The organism is Bacillus sp. SIMBA_008 (genome assembly GCF_046535495.1).
GTDB lineage: Bacteria > Bacillota > Bacilli > Bacillales > Bacillaceae > Bacillus > Bacillus subtilis.
Map to the genome: position 1 here is coordinate 101622 of NZ_JAWRWL010000003.1, position 23812 is coordinate 125433.

The 23812-nt window shown below is 47.7% G+C and carries 19 protein-coding genes; 4 read left to right on the forward strand and 15 right to left on the reverse strand.

Features of this window, described 5'->3' with window-relative positions; genetic code table 11:
• Window positions 1-14: 14 nt before the first annotated feature.
• The 8 genes from SB658_RS11160 to SB658_RS11195 all read right to left on the reverse strand — a co-directional run bounded on the left by SB658_RS11160 (window position 15) and on the right by SB658_RS11195 (window position 13887).
• Window positions 15-224 carry an MbtH family protein gene (locus tag SB658_RS11160; RefSeq protein WP_003243183.1) on the reverse strand — a complete coding sequence of 70 codons (210 nt, stop codon included), beginning with the start codon at window positions 222-224 and terminating at the stop codon, window positions 15-17.
• A gap of 1 nt (window position 225) precedes the next feature.
• A complete protein-coding gene (gene dhbF / locus SB658_RS11165; RefSeq protein ID WP_144500541.1) occupies window positions 226-7374 on the reverse strand; it encodes a non-ribosomal peptide synthetase DhbF in 7149 nt (2382 codons plus the stop codon).
• A 19-nt stretch (window positions 7375-7393) separates the two neighbouring features.
• On the reverse strand, window positions 7394-8332 hold the full coding sequence (locus SB658_RS11170) for an isochorismatase (RefSeq protein WP_085185928.1): 939 nt from the start codon (window positions 8330-8332) through the stop codon (window positions 7394-7396).
• 27 nt (window positions 8333-8359) lie between these two features.
• Window positions 8360-9979 (reverse strand): (2,3-dihydroxybenzoyl)adenylate synthase, encoded by a 1620-nt coding sequence (locus SB658_RS11175; protein ID WP_043940187.1) that lies wholly within the window; start codon window positions 9977-9979, stop codon window positions 8360-8362.
• Between the two features lie 28 nt (window positions 9980-10007).
• Complete coding sequence (gene dhbC, locus SB658_RS11180) at window positions 10008-11204, reverse strand: isochorismate synthase DhbC (RefSeq protein WP_085185926.1); 1197 nt, start codon at window positions 11202-11204, stop codon at window positions 10008-10010.
• 25 nt (window positions 11205-11229) lie between these two features.
• Window positions 11230-12015 (reverse strand): 2,3-dihydro-2,3-dihydroxybenzoate dehydrogenase, encoded by a 786-nt coding sequence (locus SB658_RS11185; RefSeq protein ID WP_041850621.1) that lies wholly within the window; start codon window positions 12013-12015, stop codon window positions 11230-11232.
• Window positions 12016-12207: 192 nt separating this feature from the next.
• Window positions 12208-13077: a ferri-bacillibactin esterase BesA gene (besA, locus tag SB658_RS11190; RefSeq protein WP_024572558.1), complete on the reverse strand. Its 870-nt coding sequence runs from the start codon at window positions 13075-13077 to the stop codon at window positions 12208-12210.
• Between the two features lie 213 nt (window positions 13078-13290).
• A complete protein-coding gene (locus SB658_RS11195; RefSeq protein ID WP_003228739.1) occupies window positions 13291-13887 on the reverse strand; it encodes a sulfite oxidase-like oxidoreductase in 597 nt (198 codons plus the stop codon).
• A gap of 100 nt (window positions 13888-13987) precedes the next feature.
• Between SB658_RS11195 and SB658_RS11200 the strand changes: the two genes are divergently transcribed.
• Complete coding sequence (locus SB658_RS11200) at window positions 13988-14590, forward strand: biotin transporter BioY (protein ID WP_003228737.1); 603 nt, start codon at window positions 13988-13990, stop codon at window positions 14588-14590.
• 68 nt (window positions 14591-14658) lie between these two features.
• Here SB658_RS11200 and SB658_RS11205 read toward each other — a convergent pair whose 3' ends face one another.
• Both SB658_RS11205 and SB658_RS11210 read right to left on the reverse strand, forming a co-directional pair.
• Entirely contained in the window at window positions 14659-15987 is a 1329-nt protein-coding gene (locus SB658_RS11205; RefSeq protein ID WP_085185924.1) for a Na+/H+ antiporter family protein, read from the reverse strand.
• A 147-nt stretch (window positions 15988-16134) separates the two neighbouring features.
• Window positions 16135-17637, reverse strand: a complete 1503-nt coding sequence (locus tag SB658_RS11210) for a leucyl aminopeptidase (RefSeq protein ID WP_015251314.1) — start codon at window positions 17635-17637, stop codon at window positions 16135-16137.
• A 157-nt stretch (window positions 17638-17794) separates the two neighbouring features.
• Here SB658_RS11210 and SB658_RS11215 point away from each other — a divergent pair, with 157 nt between their 5' ends.
• Window positions 17795-18271, forward strand: a complete 477-nt coding sequence (locus SB658_RS11215) for a divergent PAP2 family protein (protein WP_003244337.1) — start codon at window positions 17795-17797, stop codon at window positions 18269-18271.
• Between the two features lie 29 nt (window positions 18272-18300).
• Here the strand turns inward: SB658_RS11215 and spsC are convergent, their stop codons facing one another.
• The 4 genes from spsC to SB658_RS11235 form a co-directional block, all read right to left on the reverse strand.
• Window positions 18301-18945, reverse strand: a complete 645-nt coding sequence (spsC, locus tag SB658_RS11220) for a stationary phase survival protein SpsC (RefSeq protein WP_144500554.1) — start codon at window positions 18943-18945, stop codon at window positions 18301-18303.
• A 114-nt stretch (window positions 18946-19059) separates the two neighbouring features.
• Window positions 19060-19380: a YuiB family protein gene (locus tag SB658_RS11225; protein ID WP_003243877.1), complete on the reverse strand. Its 321-nt coding sequence runs from the start codon at window positions 19378-19380 to the stop codon at window positions 19060-19062.
• 53 nt (window positions 19381-19433) lie between these two features.
• Complete coding sequence (locus tag SB658_RS11230; RefSeq protein ID WP_003243733.1) at window positions 19434-19577, reverse strand: YuiA family protein; 144 nt, start codon at window positions 19575-19577, stop codon at window positions 19434-19436.
• A gap of 173 nt (window positions 19578-19750) precedes the next feature.
• A complete protein-coding gene (locus SB658_RS11235; RefSeq protein ID WP_038828079.1) occupies window positions 19751-20971 on the reverse strand; it encodes an NAD(P)/FAD-dependent oxidoreductase in 1221 nt (406 codons plus the stop codon).
• 331 nt (window positions 20972-21302) lie between these two features.
• Between SB658_RS11235 and yumC the strand changes: the two genes are divergently transcribed.
• On the forward strand, window positions 21303-22301 hold the full coding sequence (yumC, locus tag SB658_RS11240) for a ferredoxin--NADP reductase 2 (protein ID WP_003220618.1): 999 nt from the start codon (window positions 21303-21305) through the stop codon (window positions 22299-22301).
• A gap of 39 nt (window positions 22302-22340) precedes the next feature.
• On the opposite strand, the gene SB658_RS11245 is transcribed toward yumC, so the two are convergent.
• The gene (locus SB658_RS11245; RefSeq protein ID WP_003228723.1) at window positions 22341-22481 is read right to left on the reverse strand and encodes a hypothetical protein; all 141 of its coding nucleotides are present in this window, start codon (window positions 22479-22481) and stop codon (window positions 22341-22343) included.
• A 278-nt stretch (window positions 22482-22759) separates the two neighbouring features.
• On the opposite strand from SB658_RS11245, the gene guaC reads away from it, so the two are divergent.
• The gene (gene guaC, locus SB658_RS11250; protein WP_144500540.1) at window positions 22760-23740 is read left to right on the forward strand and encodes a GMP reductase; all 981 of its coding nucleotides are present in this window, start codon (window positions 22760-22762) and stop codon (window positions 23738-23740) included.
• Window positions 23741-23812: the final 72 nt, after the last annotated feature.

The following is a 23812-nucleotide window of genomic DNA, read 5'->3' on the forward strand; positions in this document are numbered from 1 at the left end:
TCTTTTTGATACGATTACACATTTTCAACAGTCTTTAGGCTGTTTGGCCTCATATCGCTCCAATGCGATTGGATATAGTCCAAACAAGCTTCACGCCCTTTTTGCTCATGAACGACTGTCCAGCCGCTCGGCACATCTATAAAACCCGGCCATAGGGAATATTGGCCTTCTTCATTGACCAGCACCAAATATGTGCCATCCGCATTTTCAAAAGGATTTGCCATTCTATTTCTCCTCCCATTTATTCAACTCTTCCAATTTGACAGCGAGAACCTTGCCGATTTGAGCCAGAGGTTCCGGCTGACATAAATCTTTATGACGGCAGTCGATGTCGATTTGTTCAATCTGTCCGTTAATATAAGGCTTCCATGAGTCAGGTTCAATCGGATCAAACCATTCAGGAATGATTGTTGATCTGAAAAACAAAACATTTCCACGGAAGGTTTTCGGCTTATAGGAGCCTAAAATGCCGACAGAATTGACATACGTATTCTTCAAATTTAAAATGACCGTTTCATCCAAGCTCGCAAGCGCACTGCCGTCACGGCGAAGAATCTCAATCGCTGCTTCAAAATCTAGCGGTTTGTCCCCTAAGCTGTCCGGATCGTACCCGCCTAACGCCAGAAGGGCAATAAGCGCTTCCTCATCATCCGGCGCCTCTTTTATAGGAAGGAAGTGGTTTGGATAGGCATCCAGCATCACCAATAGTGAAACTTCTTCTCCTTGATTTTGCAGCTGGGTGGCCATCGCTTGAACGACATTCCCGCCCAGAGACCAGCCTAGTAGATGGTACGGGCCTTTCGGCTGAACCGTTCGGATTTGTTTAATGTAATCGGCAGCCATGTCATCAAGTGTTTTCGGAAGCTCCTCGCGCTGCCCGATTCCCCGTGCCTGCAAGCCGTAGATCGGATAATCCGTTCCTATATTCGTCGTCAAACCGGCATAGCACCAGCTGAGTCCCCCTGCTGGATGAACACAGAATAAAGGAGGCTTGTCTCCGCTTGTTCGGAGCGGCAGCAGAACGTCAAGAGCGCTTTGGCTTGATCCCATTTCAAGTCTTTCAGCGAGCCCGGCTACAGTAGGTGCTTCGAACAAGTTGCCGATGCTGAGTTCAACGCCGAGTGCTTCACGAATGCGGCTCATGAGCTGTACAGCAAGCAAGGAATGTCCGCCTAAATCAAAGAAACGGTCATCAATGCCGACACGCGGCAAGTGAAGCACCTCCATAAAGAGGTCACAGAGAATTTCTTCCTGCGGCGTTCTCGGTCCTCGTCCTGTCACTGCCGCTGCGAAATCCGGAGCGGGCAGCGCTTTACGATCAAGCTTTCCATTCGGTGTCAGCGGCAATTCTTTCATCGTCATAAAGGCAGCAGGCACCATGTAATCCGGCAGTCTCTCCGCAGCATATTTGCGCAGTTCCGCCGTATCAAATGTTTCTTCCGAAGGGATGACATAAGCTGCCAACCGTTTATCTCCCGGCTGATCCTCACGAACGATCACTGCCGCATCTTCAAGCTGCGGATGCTGAACAAGTGCGGCTTCAATTTCTCCCAATTCAATTCGGAATCCCCGAATTTTCACTTGATGGTCTGCACGGCCGACATAGTCGAGGGAACCGTCAGCGCGGAGGCGGGCCACATCCCCAGTGCGGTACATCCGGGTGCCTGGAGGACCGAACGGATCAGCTATGAAGCGTTCAGATGTTAAACCAGGCCGGCCTAGATAACCTCGTGCTAACCCCGCTCCTGATACATACAGCTCTCCGGCAACACCCGGCGGAACCGGCTGCAGGCGTTCATCCAGCACGTATACACCAAGATCGGGAATGCCGCAGCCGATCAAGCTGTTTGCCCGTAAAGCTGCCATGCTTCGGTCTAATTCGATATAGCTCACATGCACCGTCGTTTCTGTAATCCCATACATATTGATAAGCTGCGGTCTATTTTCAGGGTGGCGGTTGTACCAATCCTCTAAACGGCTGAGTTCAAGCGCTTCTCCGCCAAAAATGACATAGCGCAGACTGAGTGCCTGTCCGAGATCCGGCTGTTCCCGTTCCGCCTGCATAAACTGATAGAAAGCAGACGGTGTCTGGTTCAGAACAGTCACCCCCTCTTTGACAAGCAGGCGCAAAAACGCTTCTGGCGATCTGCTGACGTGGTGAGGCACGATCACAAGACGTCCGCCATGCAGCAGAGGCCCCCAGATCTCCCACACCGAAAAATCAAACGCATAGGAATGGAACATGGTCCAGATATCGTCTGAGCTGAAACGGAACCAGTGCTCAGTCGCTGCAAATAAACGTGTTACATTTTGGTGAGGAATCATTACACCTTTTGGAACACCTGTTGAGCCGGATGTATAAATGACATACGCCGTATTCAAAGGCGAAAGCGGCTGAGTCCTGTCCTTATTTTTTGGATTCTCTGCAGGGTACGTGTTTAGTTTCTCTGCCAGCTCGGGATCATCCAGCACGATTTTCGGCACGTTTTCAACTGGCGGAATGTGATTTGCAGCTTTAGTGTTCGTCATGATAAACGCAGGCTGGGCATCTTTTAGCATAAAAGCAATTCGATCAGCCGGATAATCCGGATCAAGAGGGAGATAAGCTGCCCCGGCCTTTAGCACCGCCAATAGGCCGACAGCCATTTCCAACGATCGGGGCAGTGCCAATGCCACAAATTGCTCCGGCCCGACACCTTCACTAATCAGCATTCGGGCAAGCCGGTTTGCTCTTTCATTCAGCTCTGCATAGCTCAGTGCCTGATCTTCATATACAACGGCAATGGCATCAGGACGTAAAGCTGCCTGCTTCTCAAATTGCTCTGGCAAACATGCGTGCGGAATCTTTTCAGATACACTTTGCCAATCAGCCACCATGCTGCTGCGTTCCTCTGGCGCAAGAATATCCAGATTTCCGATTTGCTCGTCAGGATCAGACTCTGCAGCCTCCAACAGGCGCATCAATCGGTCAGCAAGAGCCTGAGCAGTTTCCCGCTTGAAAAGATCAGTGCTGTATTCAAGCAGTCCTTCCATTCCGTTTGGTGTCCCGTCAGCAAGGCGATCTTCACTAATTTCCAGCGTCAAATCAAACTTGGCAGAACCGACACTGTTGATTCGCAGGCTGCTCTCCATATCAGGAAGATGCAGTTCAGCGTCCGGTGTGTTTTGGAACGCAAGCATGATTTGGAATAAAGGATGCATCGCACGCGAACGAGCCGGATTGAGCACCTCTACAAGTCTCTCAAACGGCAGATCCTGATTGTCATAGGCGGCCAGATTCACTTTCCGTACTCTGTCTAGAAGCTCACGAAAGCTTGGGTCACCGGACGTATCAGTTCTGAGCACCAATGTATTAATAAACAGCCCTACAAGATCGCCCAGCGCATCATCATTCCGTCCCGCGATCGGACTGCCGATCGGAATGTCGGTGCCCGCCCCGAGCCTTGTCAATAAAGCGGCGAGACCGGATTGAAGCACCATAAACAGGCTCACCCTATTTGTGCGAGCCAGCTCCTGCAATCGCTTGTGAAACTCGGGCTCAATACGAAAATGAATCGTATCTCCATCATGACTCGGCTCAGCCGGACGTGAATAATCGATTGGCAGTTCAAGCTGATCAGGCAGGTTTTTCAAGGTTTCTTTCCAGAAAGCAAGCTGACCGGCAATCAAGCTGTTTGGATTATCCTCGTTTCCAAGCAGTTCTTGCTGCCAAAGCGCATAGTCTGCATACTGCACAGCAAGAGGCGCCCATTCGGGAGATCGTCCGTGGCAGCGAGCCGCATAAGCCGTCCCAAGGTCTCGGGTCAGCGGTGTTAAGGACCAGCCGTCCCCGACAATATGATGGACGAGAAGAAGCAGCACGTACTCGTCAGGACCGATCACAAAAAGCTCGGCACGAAAAGCAGGTTCAGCTGCAAGATCAAAGCTGTAGCGTACAGCTTCGGCAAGCCGATCAGAAAGCTCCTTCTCAGCAATTTCAGTAACATGTAACTCGGGACAGGCTTGATCGGCATCTAAAATATGCTGATAGGATGTCCCCTGTGATTCAGGGAAGATCGTCCGAAGACTTTCATGACGGCAGACGAGGTCATAAAGTGCCGCTTTCAGCAATCCTTGATCCAGCTCACCTGACAAACGGACAGCAACCGGAATATTATAAGTAGGACTCGGTCCTTCCAGACAATGCAGGAACCATAGCCGGCGCTGGGCAAATGATAGCGGGATCTTTTCAGGCCGCTCAGCTCTCTGCAAAGCGGGACGTGCACTCTGCGCCAAATCAAGATGGGCAGCGAGTCCGGCTACTGTCGGTTCGTCAAAGAGCTTGGCGATACCAAGTTCGGCTCCCATTACCTCGCGAATGCGGCTCATCAGACGGGCTGCAAGAAGAGAATGGCCCCCAAGCTCGAAGAAACTGTCATCGATACCGACGCGTGCCAAACCGAGAACCTCTGCAAACAAGTCACACAATATCTCTTCCTGAGGAGTCCGCGGGGACCGATCACTGACAGATGTGCTGAAGTCTGGTGCCGGCAGTGCTTTCCGGTCAAGCTTGCCATTAGGTGTTAATGGCAGCTCGTCCATCTCCACAAACGCCGCCGGTACCATATAATCAGGAAGACTAGCCCCCATATAACGACGAAGCTCTGCAGTATCAATAGCACCATCAGCGACTACATAAGCCGCCAATCGTTTGTCTCCCGGCTGATCTTCCCGTACGACAACCGAGGCCTGTTCAATGTGCGGATGATTGGCAAGCACGGCATCAATTTCTCCAAGTTCAATTCGGAATCCGCGAATTTTGATTTGATGATCCGCCCGCCCGATATAATCCAAAGACCCATCGGCACGCCAGCGGGCCTGGTCTCCGGTCCGATACATCCTAGTTCCCGGCGGTCCGTATGGATCTGCAACGAAGCGCTCCGCCGTTAAATCAGGGCGATGGAAATAACCTCTGGCCAAGCCGGTGCCTGCAATATAAAGCTCTCCGACAACGCCCGGCGGCACCGGCTGCAATCCATTATCAAGCACATACACCTGCGTGTTCCAAATCGGTTTCCCAATCGGAGGAACGCCCTGCAACCCTTCTTCAAGAAAAGCTGCGGCAGACCAAATCGTTGTTTCAGTGGGACCGTATAAGTTCGTGACTGAACAATGAAGGTCTTGAAGCGCCTGCAAAAGACCGCTCGGCAGCGCCTCGCCTCCTACAAGCACTCTAAGCCCCCGAAGTTTCTCAGGTTCACTCGTTACCAAAGCGTGCCACAGTGTCGGTGTCGCCTGCATGATGTTAATATCGAAATTTTCAATCATTTGAGCTAATGCCTGCGGCTCACGGATCGTTTCTTTCTTTGCGATCACAATTTGCGCTCCGCTAATCAGCGGAAGATATAACTCCAATGCTGAAATATCAAAAGCGACAGTCGTCACAGCCAACAGCCTGTCTTCTTCTCCTAGAGAAAATGCCTCCTGCATGGACAGCAGAAAATTGCTTAAGCTTTTCTGTGTCACAACGACTCCCTTCGGTCTTCCTGTTGATCCTGAGGTATAGATGATATACGCGGGATGGTCAAGAGAAACCGATACATCCGGATTTTCCGGCGAATAGCGTTTTATAATCTCCTGTGTAACAGCCTGATCAAGCACAAGCTCCGGTACAGCCAGGTTATCAGGCAGACTGGCTGCTATTTCCTCAGTCGTTATGATGCATGAAGGTTTCGCATCCTCCAGCATGTAAGAAATGCGGTCGGCTGGAAACTCCGGATCAAGGGGGAGATACGCCGCACCAGTCTTGAGCACACCAAGCATTGAGGCCACCATCTCAGGGGAACGCGGCAGCGCCAAAGCGACAAATTGCTCCGGACCAATCCCTTTTTCGATCAACAGACGCGCGAGGCGGTTTGCCTCTTCATTGAGCTTTCGATAGTTGACTTGAATGTCATCACACATGAGAGCGATACGTTCTGGCGTAAGAACTGCCTGCTTTTCGAACATGTCCTGAAGGCTGACCAGCTTCTCTGATTTTGCCGTCTCATTCCATTTAGAAATGACTTTTTCTTTCTCCTCTGGCAACAGAAGCTCCATTTGCCCAATCAGCATGTCCTCTCCGGCAGAAGCCGTTTGCAGCAGCTGCAGGATACGCTGCTGATGAAGCTTAATATCAGACTCACTGTATACCTCGGGATTCGCATCAACATCAATTCGCAGCCCGCTGCCGTCTGTTCTGTCATATACATTAATTGATAGATCATCAACAGGACCGGCTGAAAGATTATGCGTTGTGCCCCGGGCGCCGGCAAAGTCGAGACCGTAATCAAACGGCATAAGATTGATTTGAGGGCCAAATAATCTATGATTTTCTCCTATCAATTTCAGATCGCGCCGAAGCTCTTCATGGCGATACTTATGATGTCGCCGAATGCTGCGGATTTCCCGGGAAATTTGCTGAATCAGTTCAGAAAAGCTCATCGAAGAGCTTACCGTCAGCCGGAGCGGGAGAAGGTTCATCACCATAGCCGGTACATTCAGTGACGCGGACCCTATCCGACCCATCATGGGCAGGCCGAGCACAACATCCTCAGAGCCGGTCATACGGTGCACATAAACAGCTGACACCGCAATCATGACTTCATGCCAGCTTCCTGAGAAATAGCGCGCCGCTTCTTTTAACGCGTTTACATCAGACGGAGGCAGATATGCCGTATGACGAAGAAAACTGTTAGATGTTCTCGGCGCCCGATCAGCTAAGCTTACAACTTCAGGTGCATCTGCAAAACGGTCCAGCCAGAATTGACGATCCTTCTCATACTGCTCTGATCCGCGATAATCTGTATCCTCCTCCAAAATGGCCTGGAGAGACCCAAAGGAACGGCCTTTAGCTGTTTGTCCTTTTATAAGCGCAGTATATGTACTTGCCACACGCTGGGCTATCAGGGAAAAACCGAAGCCGTCGATCGCTATATGATGAATGCGCTGATACCAAAAGAAACGATCAGGCCCGGCAATAAACAGAGCTTCATTGAACAAAGGGTCATACCCTAAATCAACCGGCTTTGCTAAATCAGCTTTCATCCAGTTTAATGCTGTTTTTTCCGGATCAGGCTCAGAGCTGACGTCAATGACGTGCAGCTGTACATCCGGAGACGGGTTTATCATCTGCCAAGGCCCGTCCATATTTTCACCGAAGCGGACATGCAGCGATTCCGCTTCCTTGATCACGTGCCGCAAAGCTTCTTCAAAAAGAGCAATATTGATTGGTCCATTGATTTCTATATATTCCGCTGTATTGTAAATTGGATTGTCCGGATCAAGCTGCTGAGCAAACCATATGCCAGTTTGCGCCCCGGTCAAAGAATATTGAAGATCTTTTGTATCAGGCATCCGTTTGTTTACCCTCCTTTTATAAATAATCCGCGTTTGGCAGCACTTGCTGGTTGCGGGTTGTGAGCAATTTTTGCCATTCTTCGATCGTTGGGCGTTCAGCCAATTCCACGAAAGTCACCTCTGCCCCTTCACGGCGCCATTGTTCCACCAATGTCATGATCCTTACCGAATCAAGACCACGATCGAGCAAATCCTCTTGATCTGTGATGTCTTCCGATGTTTCTTGTAGAAGCTCAGCAATTTGTTTACGGATATTCTCACATGTAAACACATTCTTTTTGCCAGTGTTTGCTGACGTTTTTTGAACGTCTGCCGGCGCATTCTGCAGCTGATCAAGAAGACTGTCAGTCATCACGGTAAACGCACAGCGTCCAGCCGCATAGTCCAGCGCCATTTGATGTTTTTCTAATGAAAAATCAGCAACTGCATCTCCCACAAAAAAGGCTTTAATATCCTCCATAAATGCTTCACATGCTGTAACAAGACAGCCGATATGGGCGTAAATTCCTGTAATGATCAGCTGATCGCGTCCCTCTTTGCGCATCATTTCAAGCAGATTCGTTCTCTTAAACGCGCTGTATCTCCATTTTGTCAGCACAAGATCATCATCCTCCGGTGCCAGCTCGGTTATAATTTTCTCCTCATAAGGACCGCTGTTTAATCCCGGGCCCCAAAAGTCTGTCAGCAGCGCACGCTCATCCGGATTTTGGCTTCCCGGCTGTGCGGTATAGACAACAGGAATCCCAAGCTGAACACATTGATTCTTCAGCTTTCGTATATTCGCTGAAAGCTCTGTTACCGGAGACGCTCCCGCTGTGAAAGCATCGACAAAATAGTTTTGCATATCGTGTATTAATAGGACCGCCCGATTTGGATCAGGCACCCATGAGACTTTGTTTTGCGGCATATCAGACGCTGTCGGCATTTGATACGGCTGAATGGCAGGTATAGCCATATGAACACTTCCTCTCAAATTGTTGATTTATTTTTTTGACCCTGCAAGAAGTTTCTCGGAAATGGCTTCACGAAGAGCCTTTTTGCTTACCTTTCCTACCCCTGTCTGCGGAAAGGATTCGACAAATTCAACTCGGTCAGGGATTTTATATGCCGCCAGTCCGCGCTCTCTCAAAAATGCTTTAAGCTCTGCGGCTTTTGGGGCTTCATCCCGGGGAATAATGAACACACAAGATCTTTCGCCAAGAAATTGATCAGGCATGGAGACCATTGCTGCATCATGGACAGCCGGATGCGCCAGCAGATGATTTTCTACCTCTTCAGCCGCAACCTTTTCTCCTCCACGGTTAATTTGATCCTTCGCCCGGCCTTCAACGACAATATAACCGTCTCGTGTCAGCCTGACGATATCACCCGTACGGTAAAAACCGTCCTCAGTAAATGAAGCGGCGTTATGCTCTTCTGCCTTATAGTAACCGCGAATTGTATACGGTCCCCGCGTCAGCAGATGGCCTGTTTCACCAGGTTTTACGTCGCGATCATGATCATCCCAAACACGCACTTCATCATATGGAGACATCGGTTTTCCTTGGGTGTTGACAATGATCTCCTCAGGATCATCCAATCTCGTATAATTGACGAGACCCTCTGCCATTCCGAACACCTGCTGCAGCGTGCAGCCGAAAACAGCTTTTACCCTGCGCGCGGCTTCAGCACTAAACTTGGCACCGCCGACCTGCAGCACTTGAAGGCTGGATAAATCATCACGGCGTGAGGATGCCGCATCCATCCATACCATCGCAAGAGGCGGAACAAGAGCGGTTATCGTGACCTTTTCCCGTTCAATTAAAGGAAATGCGTCATCTGGACTTGGAGAAGGAGATAATACCACTCTTCCTCCAGCGTATAATACGCCGAGAACGCCAGGTGAGCTCAGCGGATAATTGTGTGCCATCGGCAGCGCGGCCAAGTACACCGTGCTGTGGTCGAGCCAGCAGACCTCCACACTCCGCTTCAGGCTGTATATGTAGTCATCGTGGGTCCTCGGAATCAGTTTCGATAGCCCGGTGCTCCCGCCAGAAAGCTGGAGGAACGCCACATCCGAAGATTTGACTTCAGGCAGTTTTACAGGTTCTGTATGCAAATCCTCCAGCGGCAAAAATTCCTCTGCCTCACCTGCGACAATGACGTGTTTCAAAGTCGGCAGCTTGCTTTGAACTTGTCTGGCAAGCGTACGGTAGTCAAAACCGGAATAAGCGTCGGGAATGATATATGCAGCCGCTTCAGCAAACTCGCAAAAATATGTAATTTCACTGCTTCGATGAGAAGGCAGTGCGAAGACTGGAAGCGCCCCCAGACGGAATAGCGCGAAAATAACTTCAAAAAACTCTTTGATATTTGGCAGCTGCACCACGACACGATCCATCTGTTGAATGCCGAGCTTCTGAAATCCGGCAGCCAAACGATCAACCCTTGTGTCAAGCTCTTGATAGCTCCAATGGGTGTTCCCGCATGTAATCGCAATGCGGTCGCCATATTTGGCTGCCCGGTCTCTTAACAAATCTCCAAACGTCTCGCCGGCCCAGCAGCCATTCTTTCGATAGGTCTCAGCTAACTCATCAGGCCAAGGAGTAAATCCTTTCAGCATGTTGCATCCCTCCAGCAATTCATTCTGTTCATATGTGATCCACGCCCATTGCCCGCAGCATTGTCCGAAACTTTGCGGACGTCTCCTGAAGCTCGTCCTCGGGCTTTGAACCGGCCACAACACCAGCTCCAGCATACAGGCGGAGTGAGCGTTCTTCTGCTTCTGCACAACGGATGGTCACGATCCATTCTCCGTCACCGGCATCGTCACACCATCCGACCATGCCGGTAAAGAAACCGCGGTCAAATGGTTCAATGCTGAGAATCGCTTCTCTTGCAAGATCAGTCGGTGTTCCGCAGACTGCTGGCGTCGGGTGGAGAGCCGCCGCCAATTCAAGTGCGGTTACAGACGGGTCGGAAAGCTCTCCCTTAATCACGCTGGACAGGTGCCACATCGTTTCCGTTTTGATCAGTGAAGGCTTCTCCGGAACCTCCAGCGTCCGGCAGAAAGGTCTCAGCGCTGCCGCAACCGCGTCAGCGACAACCGCGTGCTCATGAAGATCCTTTGCGGAAGAAAGCAATTCAGCTGCCCGGCGCTGGTCTTCAACAGGATCATTACTGCGCGGCCTTGAGCCGGCTAATGGGTTGGAAACGACCTGTGTTCCCATCCTTGAAACGAGAAGCTCCGGACTTGCTCCGAGCAATGTTCGGCGGGGAGACGTTTCCTCCTGACTGGACACGTCTGCGGCAAACGTGTAGCCATGCGAGTTATGCTGAGCCAGATGGCGAAGCAATTCATCCGTCTGAATCGGTTCAGGCGATGTCAAATGCAGCGATCTGGACAGGACGATTTTGCTGAGTATTCCATCGGCAATGCGTGTCAGCCCTTGTTCAACACCATTTTTATAATCCTCAGGTTCAGGAACAGGCTTTATGTGGTATGTATGCCCAGCCTGCTGTTCCTTTTCCTCATGATCAAATTGAAGCGGTCCTGACCAGCGCACTTCTTCAGGTACAACGAGCCGCGCTGCTTTTACTTGATCAAAAGGAACGGCCCCGACAACAAGCGGCCGGCTTTGCCCTGATTGTTTTGCCTGACGTAACGCCTCTGCAATTCGGCCAGAAAGGGTTTCCATTTGGTTTTGCCCGTCTGCCTCCGGTACGATTTCACATATGCCTTTCGCTAACAGTACACGATGAGGAGACGCTAAGAAAAAGGCGCCCGGCTGATATTCATGAAGCAAATGCTCCGCTTTTGTTTCTGTTATAACGTTTTGATCCAACATTCTCATGAACCTCCTTTAAATTCAGTTACACGCCTAAGGTCGCGCCGCCATCTACGCATAAGTTATGCATCGTAATATGCCCTGCCTGGCCAGAAACCAAAAAGAGCACCGCATCCGCAATATCCGAAGGCTTGGCTAGTTTTTTGAGCGGAATCCCTGTTTTAAATGTCTCAAGTGATCCTTTTATGACTTGCTCCGCTCCATTCTCGTCGGCCCATAATGACCACTGCATGTCTGTTTCCGTTGATCCGGGAGATACAATGTTGCAGCGAATATTGTATTCTGCAAGCTCAAGGCCAAGGCATTTCGTAAACATCACAGCCGCAGCCTTTGAAGACGCATATGCCGCCATAGATGTTCTTGGCACACCGGCAGCATTCGATCCGACTGTTACAATCGAACCCGATCTTCGGTCCATCATATATTTGCTTACTGAACGCGAGGCGTTAAATACGCCAGTCGAATTCACTGAGAACGTCGCCTCCCATTCCTCATCGCTAAGCGAATGGATCAGTCCCGGGCGAAGGACACCCGCTACATTCACTAAAATATCAATCGGCCCCATTTCACGTTCGATGCGCGCCGTGATCTCGTCAATCGCCGCGCTGTCTCTCACATCCGCAGGAAAAGCTTCTGCATGGCGGCCTTCTGCTTTGAGGCTGCTCACAACCTTTTCCAGCTTTTCAGGATTATAATCAACTGCCGCAATATGTGCGCCTTGACTGGCAAGCGTCCGCGCAACAGCTTCGCCTATTCCTTGGGCAGCCCCTGTTATAAAAGCAATTTTTCCCTCTAAACCCTTTGCATTCATATCATCAATTCCTTTCTTCGCTCCAATGCCGGACAGACATCCAGCGAAAAAGACTGCTGCGCCTTGAAAAACGCAATCCATTGATAATGATTATCATTATCAATTATAAAAATAATCATATCCAAATGTCATGTGACAGTCAAATATAATTTCAGTGACAAATATTTTTTTAAAGGCAAGGCTGAGTATGTCTCAGCCCATTGATAGATGCGGTCCGTCAGGGTGAAGCGCAAAACGCAGCGCCCTGCTGACCAAAACAGGAAGAACTGAAATATGTCCTTCTCCTGAAAACTCGCAAAATTCTGCCCGTATGCCTTGTTCAGATAAAACGGCCAGCCGCTCATAAAGCTCCCTTGCATTATCATTCATCCGGCTTTTATGATGCTGCTCTAATTCTCCTGCGGCAAGCAGGATATTGATAGGCTGATTGTTTTTCTTGGTGAGAGAGACGAAATGGTCCGTTTTCTCGAGAATAAACGGTTTATTCCAATGAATGGACGGACTTCCTGCGATATACGTTTGAAACGCATCAGGCTTTGTTAGCAGCACCTGCAGCACGAAAAGCCCTCCGAGCGAATGGCCAAAGATTGTTTGTCTATTTTTATCAATCTGGTAATCTCGTTCTATCTCCGGTTTTAAATCCTCTTCAATAAATCTGAAAAAGCCCTCCGCTCCGCCATGCTCCGGCCATTCTCTGCCGTCGGGCCTTTCCGGCAGCTTCGATTGGGCTGTTGGCATTGTAAAATCCCGGTGGCGTGCTGAAGAGAACGGCTCCGCTGTCTCATAGCCAATGCCGACGATCACTGCAGGGATCACCCCGGTTTTTTCGGGTCGGCGTCCCTGTATTCGAACGGCTTCCGTCATCGTTCCGAAGACAGAATTGGCATCCAGCAGATAAATCACAGGATAACCAGCGGGTGGCGGCGGCGTACTAGGTTTCGAGATAAAAATGTGATAGGTACGGTTTTCATTGCGTGAAGACATCATACGCACTTCCGTACCAGGAATCGTAAATGCGTTTGATGTGCCGCCATTTGTCCGGTCTGTTGTTTGCTCTTTCATGCAGTACGACATTCCTCTCCTTAAACTAAACCGCAATGTATGATAATGATTTTCACTATCAACTAGACACCTCAAATAATAGGTTTTCTTCCAAAGAAAGTCAACTTTTTCCCGAATAAAAAAGGCACCTTGATCAAATAAGGTACCTGCAGACTATCAATATGGAAGTAAAAACCTAATAAAGATGCGGATTGTCCTATTTGAAATAGAACCTTAATCCCATGTAAACCTTTGATTTTGCCAAGGATCGCCTCTCATGTGATAGCCATTCCGCTCCCAAAAGCCAGGGTGATTTTCTTTCGTAAATTGGATGCCGCGCAGCCACTTGGCGCTTTTCCAAAAATACAGATGCGGAAATACACCCCGCAGCGGAAAGCCGTGTTCAGGGGTTAAAGGTTCGCCATTATGCGCATAAGCCAGAAGGGAAGTTTCCGCTAAGAAATCATCAAGCGGCAGATTGGTCGTCCAGCCCTCTTCAGCATGTAAAATGACGTAGCCCGCTTCTTCTTTTACACCCGCTTTTTCCGCTATATCACAAGCCCGCACGCCTTGCCACACATTATCAAGCCTTGACCATCCCGTGACACAATGAATGTCATTTTTCGATTCATACCGTGGAAAGGCTTTGACATCTTCAAAGCTTAGCAGCATCGGATGGTCAACCAAACCGTATACTTGAAGATTCCATTTCGTCATATCTTCGTAATATGGGACATCTCCGGTATGAAGCACAGGAAATGAAGTGGTGACGTTTTGATTTGGCGGCACTCTTCCAGATTGATCGGACTGTCTTGTTTTTCCGAAATACATATGGGCCTCCTTTTTGTTAACCTAATTTAAAATCATGTTGACAATCTTTTTGTTCTTTATTACTCTATGATTGTGTATGTCAACCTAAGGGGGAACAACGATGAAACAACGTAAACTTCGTGCGGGAGATATGGCGCTGATTGGCATGTTCGCCGCACTTATGGCTGTCGGGGCCAACATTACATCAGTAGCACCCTTTTTACAAGTAGCCGGCATTCCGCTTTCGATGCAGCCGTTTTTCTGTCTCTTGGCAGCTTTGCTTCTTGGCAGCAAACGAGCAGCGATTGCCATGATTGTATATGCACTTGTGGGATTGGCCGGAGCGCCTGTGTTTGCTCAATTTTCAGCAGGCTTCGCACCGTTTGCAGGGAAAAGCGGCGGGTTTATTATCTCATACATCCCGGCAGCATTTGCAGCGGGGTGGTTTTTAGAACGAAACATTCAGCCAAGTAAAATTCGATTTCTCATTGCTTCACTTATCGGAACGGCGATCATGTATCTCATCGGCACTACCTATATGTATCTTGCACTGAAGCTGTGGATTCATACGCCAGTGAGCTACGGCACGGCTTGGGGCTTTATGATTTGGTTTATGGTAAAAGATACAGCGCTGGCTGTGATACTGTCGTTTATCGCACCAGCAATCTACCGCTCTATTCATAAAGCAACCGGCTTTAACAGAAATCACATATCATCTACGTAAAAACCGTTCTAGTGGACGGTTTTTTATCATAACGAGAAAAGGCTCCCCAGTAAAGGGGAGCCTTTTTCCTATAAAACAAGCGCTGCAATCCAGCCAAAGATGACAAGCGGAATATTATAAAATATAAATGTCGGCACACAAGTATCCCAAATGTGATGATGCTGGCCGTCCGCACTCAAACCTGAAGTCGGTCCAAGCGTACTGTCACTGGCAGGTGAACCGGCATCGCCAAGCGCAGCAGCAGCTCCGATAATCGCAATCGTTGCCATCGGGCTGAATCCTAGCTGCATGCATAGAGGCACAAAGATGGTTGTGATAACAGGAATCGTCGCAAAAGAAGATCCGATTCCCATTGTAATTAATAAGCCGACAATGAGCATCAGCAATGCGCCCAAGGACTGACTGTGTCCGATAAAACCAGCTGACGTTTTGACCAGTGACTCGACATCCCCGGTTTTCGTCAATACGTTTGAAAACCCGGCTGCAACAAGCATGACAAAGCCGATAAAGGCCATTAAAACCATTCCATCAGTAATCAGTGAGTCCGCTTCATCACGCTTCATCACACCGCTGACAAACAGAACAATCAGACCAGCGAGCGCCCCTATAATCATTCCTTCTACTCCCAAAGTCTGAGATAAGTAAAGCTGGACGCCGAGTGACACAACAATGGCTAGAACCGCGATACCAATACTTTTTCTCGTATATGGCGATGCTTCTGCACCTGAAATGTCTTTTGTTTCATATTGTTTCGGTTTACGGTATACGATCACTGATAAAATAAGGCCGACAACCATACCTGCAACTGGAATAATCAGTGCGTACGGAATGTCAGCAAGCGGAACGTTTAACCCGGCATCCGCCATATTGTCCTTCAGCATGCCTTGGAAGATTTGGCCGAAACCGACCGGAAGCAAAATATAAGGAGCCGTTAAGCCAAATGTAATTACACACGCGATCAGACGGCGGTCCATTTCAAGTTCATTAAAGATTTTCAAAAGCGGCGGAATCAGCACCGGGATAAACGCGATGTGAACCGGAACGACGTTTTGCGAAAAACAAGATACAATTAAAATAATCAGCACAATCAGCACCTTAGACAGTGCTTTTTTTCGAGAATCTTCTTTATTTCCGATTAATTTAACGGAGGCTTCCACCATTGCGTCCGGAAGACCCGTTTTCGTCAAAGCGGCGGCAAACGCGCCAAGCATGGCATAGCTGACTGCAACGGTGGCATTTCCGCCGAGACCGTCTGTGAAAGCTTTAACCGTTTCGCCAAGACCGAGCCCGCCTGTTAACCCGCCGGCCAAGGCGCCTATAATTAATGCGATAACAATATTGACACGCAGCAGGCTTAATACAAGCATAAGCATGACTGCGATGACGACTGCATTCATGATGATACCCCTCCAAAAATCCTTTAGTTTGCTAATGTAGTAGATAAATAAAGTACGAACGTATCGTATCATAACCGATCCACTTTAGTCAACTAAAGATTCCGGAAGAAAAAAATCCCTGCCGCATCATACAGCAGGGATTTTTCATTACTCGTTTTTATCTTCTTCCAATGTAAATCGCTCCGCAAGTGTAGCCAGTGTTCTTGCCATAACGCCAGTAGCCCCGGCCGGCCCGAAGCAGGTTGCTTTATTGGCAGTCGCTGTTCCTGCAATATCAAGGTGAACCCAAGGTGTTGACTCAGCGAATTCACCAAGAAACGTTCCTGCCATAATCGCATGTCCCTCGCGTCCCGGTGAATTGTTGAGATCCGCCATTTGGCTGCTTTTCACGCGTTTTTTATCCTTCTCTGTTATCGGCAGCTGCCAGATTGCCTCGCCGCACTCTTGTGCAGCATCAGCTACCTGCTGGTAAAAGCTTTGATCATTTGTCATTGCACCGGTTGTTTCAGTTCCTAATGCCACAACGACGCCGCCGGTAAGCGTAGCTACATCCACAAGAACTGACGCGCCATGCTGTTTCGCGTATGTAATGCCATCTGCAAGCACTAGCCTTCCTTCAGCATCCGTATTAAGGATTTCTATTGTTTTTCCGCTTAAAGATACGATCACGTCATCCGGCTTCATGGCCCCGCCGGAGATCATATTATCGGTTGATGGAATAACGCACAGCACGTTTTGCTCAGGACGAAGCTCTCCGATCGTTTCCATAGCACCGAGAACCGCAGCAGCTCCTCCCATATCTGATTTCATGCCGACAATTCCAGATTTCGTTTTAATGGAGTAGCCGCCTGTGTCAAAGGTAATTCCTTTCCCGACTAGTCCGACGACGTCTTCCCATTCCTTTTTGCCCTGATATTTCAACACAATCATTTTCGGCGGTTCGGTGGAGCCTTGGTTTACCGCAAGTATTCCGCCCATACCGAGCTCTTCCATCTCTGATTTCTCCAATATTTCACACTCAAAATCATATTTCGCCGCAAGCTCTTCAGCATACGAAGCGAGGTCAGTCGCTGTCAGCATGTTTCCCGGCATATTCACAAGCGTTCTAGCCGAATTTGTCCCTTGTCCGTATGCCTGGCCGACGCGAAGCCCGGCCTGCACTTCCTGTGTATCTTCATCTGTTACAACATACACGGCTTCAATTTGTTTGTCAGGCTCATTTGATTTGTGCTTATAATCCTGCACCTCATAGGAAGCAAGCAGGCAGCTCTCAGCTAAAGCATGCGCGGCATCGGCTGGAGGCACGTCTTCCGAAATAAACGTATCAAGCAGAACAGCAGTTTCTTGTTTTCGATCTTTATGAATGGCTTGAAAAACATGAGCAAAACGTTCCTTCGCCTGTTCAAACGAATAATTTGCTTCTCTCCCCAGACCAACGAAATAAATCCGTTTCATACCCGCAGAAGATGGAGGGAATACTTTTGATACTTGATTCGGTTTCGCAGAGACATCACCCTCTTTTAAAAGCTGTGTCAGATGGCCTTCAAGCATTTCATCAATTTCCAATGCTTTTCCTGTCAGCTGGCTTTTTTGAAAAAGCCCGACCACAAGGGTTTCTGTATGCTCTGATTGTTGAACCGCATAAAACATGAGGCTTACACTCCTAACGTAATGGGTATTTGTAATGAACAATGGTATAATAGGAAAAACATTCTTTCCACTATACTTATTTTAACAAACAACAGTCTAAGACTTGCTTTTTTCTTTTGAAACACGAAGGATTTTTCAAATAGAAAGGATGTCGCCGATGGAACTTTTAACGAATTTTCCTTTATTATCAAGCCTGGCCGCAATTATTTTTGCTCAGGTCATCAAAGTGCCCATACAGTTTATCGTGTCCAGAAAACTGGACTGGTCGCTGGTCACAAGCACAGGCGGCATGCCCAGCTCTCACTCCGCAGCGGTCACTGCACTTTCAACAGGCGTAGCCTTAGAGCATGGATTAGACTCCTCACTCTTTGCGGTTTCCGCCATTTTCGCCGTCATAACCATGTTTGACGCAACTGGCGTCAGACGTCACGCCGGTGAGCAGGCAACAGTCATTAATAAGCTTGTCATTGATTTTAACCGTTTCGTAAATGAAGCGAAGGACTTCCCTAAGGCAGCAGAGAAAGAAAAGCAAAAAAAGCTGAAAGAGCTTCTCGGACATCAGCCGATCGAAGTCTTTTTCGGAGGACTAACAGGTATTTTACTGACATTGGTACTCGCTTACTTTTTCATGTAAAAAAACGCTCCTGCTTTCGCTGGAGCGTTTTATTCTTTCACAGTTTTATATTGATTTCTGAACACTTGCAAAGATTTTGTTTCATTGAGCTTCTCAAGCTCATCCTCGGTAATCTTTCCCGTTCCCTTTTTAATCACATATACATCAAGGGTTTTTTTGCCCCATTCATTGTATACATCTTTGACGGTTTCAAAGTACAGATCAAGGCGGTTTCCCTTAATTGCCGATCCTGTGTCAGCTACAACGCCGAGACCGTAGTTCGGAATGAATAAGATCGTGCCAATCGGAAATACGGACGGGTCAGCAGTAACCGTGGAATATAAATCCCTTTTCACTTTCACACCGGAATATGTAAGCCCGTATAATGGATCACCGGGATTTTTGCCCGTCGACTCAGCTCCTGCTGTGTAGCCTGTTGCTGTTACTCTTTGGACTGGATATTCATCCCAATCAAATGCCTCTTCTAACGGTTTAGTTTTATCCTCAGCCGCGGACGTGGTTTGTGTTTGTTTCTGCTGCAATGCTTTTAATGTCAGTCCTGCATGCTTCAAGTGCTTTTCCTGATGTTCCTGCACCCATTTTGACAAGTCCTTCGCTTCAATTCCTGACACTGATAAAAATGTCGTGCCAAATGCAAGCAGAAATAAACAGGTCATCAGCAAACGTCTGATCATATTCACATCATTCACCTCTCCTCCGAATCATTGTTCCCAAGTGGAGAGAGCATTATTCAAAATGATGAATGAGCTGAACGCATAAAAAAAGCTTTCTTTAGAAGAAAGCGGCATTTAAAACATTTGATATCCTCTTTTTCTGAGCATGTTGATCGCTATACCGGACACGATGGCGCCGGCCAAACCGCTGACTAAAATCAGCACATCAGCAGCCGCTAATGATAAGACACGATGAAACAGACTGGCAAAGGATTCTCCCGGCGACTGGACATAGCTGATCAGCTTTTCTTTGCTGATAATGAAAAGGCATACAATTGGATAAATCACAGCCATAATCCAAGACATTCTCAGCAGCATGTTTAATAAGAAACCGATTCCAAAAAACAAGACAAAAAACAAAACAATTGAGATGATTACGACTGGCAGACTAATCAACCTATTCCACCCCCCTGCGTTGTTTTTAGTGTAACGCGGGGGCTGAAATAAAGTCAACGGCTGGAAAAAGAATGACTGTCTTTTCCTGTCCCCTGGCAAGACGGACAAGTCTCTGAACCGCCGAGAATCAATTGAAAATATCCTTTTCCTGAACAAAATGGGCATGCATGTGAAGCGGTTGTCGTTGCAGTTTTCATCTAATCATCACCCTTTTTTCTTAATTTTCTGATAATATACCATATCAAGCTGTCAACAATAAAGTCAGATCATGTGACAAATCTTTTGATGTAAGCGGAAACATACTTGTTTTCCTCTCGTTCTCTTTTTATTTTGGCGTTTTTTAATAAAGAAAACCCGCTTCCGCGGGTTTTTAGAAAAACTTGAACTTGCCTTTTTTCAGTGTCAGTCCGAGTCCGCCAATCATAAACAGCGAGCGGTTATCAATGACTTTTTTCATAAACGAAGCAGGCGTGCCTTTCAGCTTTCTGCCATAAACAACCCCAACCGCGTTATGCTCGCCAAGAGAAGCCACTGTTCCCTTAATGTCCGGCTTGAATTCCTCAAGCTCTCCGCCTTTAATAAGCCTGCCAAGGTTTTTAGCGACCGTTATGCCCTGCTGCATTGCAATTTGCGCAGTCGGCGGATACGGGCGCTCTGTATCTTCATTCATAAACAGCGAGCTGTCGCCGAGAATAAAGACATTGTCATGTCCCGGGGCGCGGAGATCAGGATTGACTTTGACTCGGCCGCGCATATTCTCAAAACCGGCTTCCTCCACAATCGGATGACCGCGGACACCTGCCGCCCATACAACGGTTTGCGATTTGATCTGCTCTGGTTCCTCATCTTTTTTGCCGACTCTGACTCCTTCTGGTGTACATTCTTGTACAGCCGTGCCGATCTTGAACTCAACTCCGTTTTCCTCAAGATAATGTACGGCGTAATCAACAAGTTCCGGATCAAAGCCCGGCAAAACGGTCGGCGCTGCTTCCACACAAATGATGCGGACAAGGCTTCTGTCAACGTCATATTCCTTACAGAGCTCGGGCACGCGAGCAGCCAGTTCGCCAAGAAATTCAATTCCCGTAAATCCGGCACCACCAACAACGATCGTTAACCTGTCCGGCCGTTTTTCCGCTTCCGTATTGTAAGTCGCAAACTGCAGCTCAATATGTTCCCGTAGCAGTCGCGACGTGTTGATGTTGGCAATCGGAAACGCATATTCTTTTAAGCCTTTAATGCCGAACGTTTCAGGCACGGCGCCGAGCCCGATGACTAAATAATCGTACTGCAGTTCTCCATTCGCAAGCACAACTTTTTTCTCATCAATTTTGATTGCCTTTACGGTATCCTGTACAAAATTCACCCGTGTCTGGTTGATTACATCTTTTATCTGATAACGGCAGCGGTCATGATGGAGCGTACCCGCGCTCGCTTCATGCATCCATGTCGTTTCATAATGATAATTGTGTTTATTTACAAGCGTAATGTCAGCATCATTCGGCCCGACATACTTCGTCAGCCTTGTCACCGTCATCAATCCGCCATATCCTGCACCTAAAATCACGATTTTGGGCTTATTCAATGCCATCACATCCACCTTCTCTTTTTTTGCTTTTGTTAGACCCATAATAAAATCATCATTTGTGTTAGCTTCAGCTTATTGGCGGGATTTTATGAAATATATTGAAAAGTTTTTTGTGAAGTCCTTACCCGTAGCACTATTATCATGTTTATCCGGCTGGCCCAAGAAACATTCAGAAAAAGATCATTTCATTTGGTTATTATCGTAGCGGCCTGCGGAAATATTTTCAAGAACGGATGGGCACGTTAGATCCTTACGATTTTTTCTGCTGACTCGTCAATTTGAACGGCAATATGGTATAATTAATAACAATTTTCATTTAGGAGGCAATTTTCGTATGCGAGAGGATACAAAGGTTTATGATATTACAATTATAGGCGGGGGACCGGTCGGCTTATTCACCGCTTTTTACGGCGGGATGAGACAGGCAAGCGTCAAAATTATCGAAAGCCTGCCTCAGCTCGGCGGACAGCTTAGCGCCCTATACCCTGAGAAGTATATATATGATGTAGCGGGATTCCCGAAAATCCGTGCGCAAGAGCTTATCAATAACCTAAAAGAGCAAATGGCAAAATTCGACCAAACCATTTGTCTGGAGCAAGCGGTTGAATCTGTTGAGAAACAAGCGGACGGCGTGTTTAAGCTTGTAACAAATGAAGAAACCCACTACTCTAAAACGGTCATCATCACTGCAGGAAACGGCGCATTCAAACCGAGAAAGCTGGAACTTGAAAATGCCGAGCAGTATGAAGGCAAAAACCTCCATTACTTCGTTGATGATCTGCAAAAATTCGCCGGCAGACGCGTTGCGATCCTTGGCGGTGGAGATTCCGCGGTTGATTGGGCGCTTATGCTTGAGCCAATCGCAAAAGAAGTATCGATCATTCACCGCCGCGACAAGTTCCGTGCGCACGAGCACAGTGTGGAAAACCTTCATGCGTCGAAGGTTAATGTCCTGACACCATTCGTCCCTGCGGAGCTGATCGGCGAAGACAAAATCGAACAGCTAGTGCTTGAAGAAGTGAAAGGCGACCGCAAAGAGATTTTAGAAATTGATGACTTAATCGTCAACTACGGTTTCGTTTCATCTCTTGGACCGATCAAAAACTGGGGCCTGGACATCGAGAAAAATTCCATTGTCGTGAAATCAACAATGGAAACAAATATCGAAGGCTTCTTTGCAGCAGGTGACATTTGTACATACGAAGGAAAAGTCAACCTGATTGCCAGCGGCTTCGGTGAGGCACCGACAGCAGTGAACAACGCCAAGGCTTACATGGACCCGAAAGCCCGCGTACAGCCTCTTCACTCAACAAGTCTTTTTGAAAATAAATAATAAAAAAAGAGAGCTTGTGTCTGCGACACAGCTCCTTTTTTATTTGAAGATATTTATATAATTCAATGCAGTTCCTACAACCAGCGCAATCACAAGGGCTGCGACTACCCAGATCATTGCCATAATAATGCGGTCCTGAATCTTTTGGGACTTCGGTGTTTTTTCTTCGTTTTGGGCCATTTTATTCGCTCCTTTCCCATGTCCATGCCATAAAGAAAGCCTGGTGCTGAACGACCAAGCTTTGCTGAACGTATATCATTCGCGTTTTGATCCGCTCTCTAAGACCATTCGTTAAAACTATGATACCTAAACTCACCCTGCATGACAAGCTTCGGCACTTGCACCACACCTGCCAGCAAATCATAATGTTTGACATCCTAAATAAAACAGAGTACATTATAGAAGGCGAACATTTAATATAATATAATTTTAAATATTCGTTTTTAGGAGTGAAAACCATGGAAAACGTATTTGATTACGAAGATATTCAGCTAATTCCTGCAAAATGCATTGTGAATAGCCGTTCAGAATGTGATACATCCGTACGTTTAGGCGGACGTACATTTAAATTGCCCGTCGTCCCTGCCAATATGCAGACGATTATAGATGAAAAACTAGCGATTTCATTAGCCGAAAATGGCTACTTTTATGTGATGCACCGATTTGAACCTGAAAATCGGATTGATTTTATTAAAGATATGAACGCACGCGGGTTATTCTCTTCTATCAGCGTGGGCGTCAAAGATGAGGAGTATGAATTTGTCCGCCAGCTGGCAGAAGAAAATCTGACTCCTGAATACGTGACAATTGACATTGCTCACGGGCACTCAAATGCTGTCATTGAAATGATCCAGCACCTTAAAAAACATTTGCCGGACAGCTTTGTTATTGCTGGCAACGTCGGAACGCCAGAAGCAGTCAGAGAGCTTGAAAATGCGGGAGCGGATGCCACTAAAGTCGGCATCGGACCGGGAAAAGTATGTATTACGAAAATCAAAACCGGCTTCGGCACAGGCGGCTGGCAATTAGCAGCGCTGCGCTGGTGTGCCAAGGCTGCCAGCAAACCAATTATCGCGGATGGCGGCATCCGCACCCATGGTGACATCGCAAAATCAATCCGATTCGGCGCAACGATGGTCATGATCGGTTCACTATTTGCCGGACACGAAGAATCGCCAGGCCAAACGATCGAAAAAGACGGAAAGCTTTACAAGGAGTACTTCGGCTCAGCCTCTGAATTCCAAAAAGGCGAAAAGAAAAATGTCGAAGGAAAAAAAATGCATGTGGAGCATAAAGGCTCAATCAAGGATACACTGATTGAAATGGAGCAGGATCTTCAATCTTCTATTTCTTATGCAGGCGGAACAAAGCTTGACGCCATCCGCAATGTGGATTATGTGATTGTGAAGAATTCCATTTTTAATGGGGATAGGTTTTAAACATAAGAAAACCATTCTTTTTAGAGAAAAAATCTCCTAAACCTAAAAAAATGACATTCATGAAATGAATGT

Coding starts and splice junctions, on each gene's coding strand:
- SB658_RS11215 (WP_003244337.1), top strand. CDS start 17,795: ATGGAACTTTTAACGAATTTTCCTTTATTATCAAGCCTGGCCGCAATT.
- SB658_RS11195 (WP_003228739.1), bottom strand. CDS start 13,887: ATGTATTTCGGAAAAACAAGACAGTCCGATCAATCTGGAAGAGTGCCG.
- SB658_RS11185 (WP_041850621.1), bottom strand. CDS start 12,015: ATGAATGCAAAGGGTTTAGAGGGAAAAATTGCTTTTATAACAGGGGCT.
- SB658_RS11230 (WP_003243733.1), bottom strand. CDS start 19,577: ATGAAAACTGCAACGACAACCGCTTCACATGCATGCCCATTTTGTTCA.
- guaC (WP_144500540.1), top strand. CDS start 22,760: ATGGAAAACGTATTTGATTACGAAGATATTCAGCTAATTCCTGCAAAA.
- SB658_RS11210 (WP_015251314.1), bottom strand. CDS start 17,637: ATGTTTTATGCGGTTCAACAATCAGAGCATACAGAAACCCTTGTGGTC.
- spsC (WP_144500554.1), bottom strand. CDS start 18,945: ATGATCAGACGTTTGCTGATGACCTGTTTATTTCTGCTTGCATTTGGC.
- SB658_RS11235 (WP_038828079.1), bottom strand. CDS start 20,971: ATGGCATTGAATAAGCCCAAAATCGTGATTTTAGGTGCAGGATATGGC.
- SB658_RS11245 (WP_003228723.1), bottom strand. CDS start 22,481: ATGGCCCAAAACGAAGAAAAAACACCGAAGTCCCAAAAGATTCAGGAC.
- SB658_RS11160 (WP_003243183.1), bottom strand. CDS start 224: ATGGCAAATCCTTTTGAAAATGCGGATGGCACATATTTGGTGCTGGTC.
- SB658_RS11205 (WP_085185924.1), bottom strand. CDS start 15,987: ATGAATGCAGTCGTCATCGCAGTCATGCTTATGCTTGTATTAAGCCTG.
- besA (WP_024572558.1), bottom strand. CDS start 13,077: ATGAAAGAGCAAACAACAGACCGGACAAATGGCGGCACATCAAACGCA.
- SB658_RS11200 (WP_003228737.1), top strand. CDS start 13,988: ATGAAACAACGTAAACTTCGTGCGGGAGATATGGCGCTGATTGGCATG.
- SB658_RS11175 (WP_043940187.1), bottom strand. CDS start 9,979: ATGCTGAAAGGATTTACTCCTTGGCCTGATGAGTTAGCTGAGACCTAT.
- dhbC (WP_085185926.1), bottom strand. CDS start 11,204: ATGTTGGATCAAAACGTTATAACAGAAACAAAAGCGGAGCATTTGCTT.
- dhbF (WP_144500541.1), bottom strand. CDS start 7,374: ATGCCTGATACAAAAGATCTTCAATATTCTTTGACCGGGGCGCAAACT.
- yumC (WP_003220618.1), top strand. CDS start 21,303: ATGCGAGAGGATACAAAGGTTTATGATATTACAATTATAGGCGGGGGA.
- SB658_RS11170 (WP_085185928.1), bottom strand. CDS start 8,332: ATGGCTATACCTGCCATTCAGCCGTATCAAATGCCGACAGCGTCTGAT.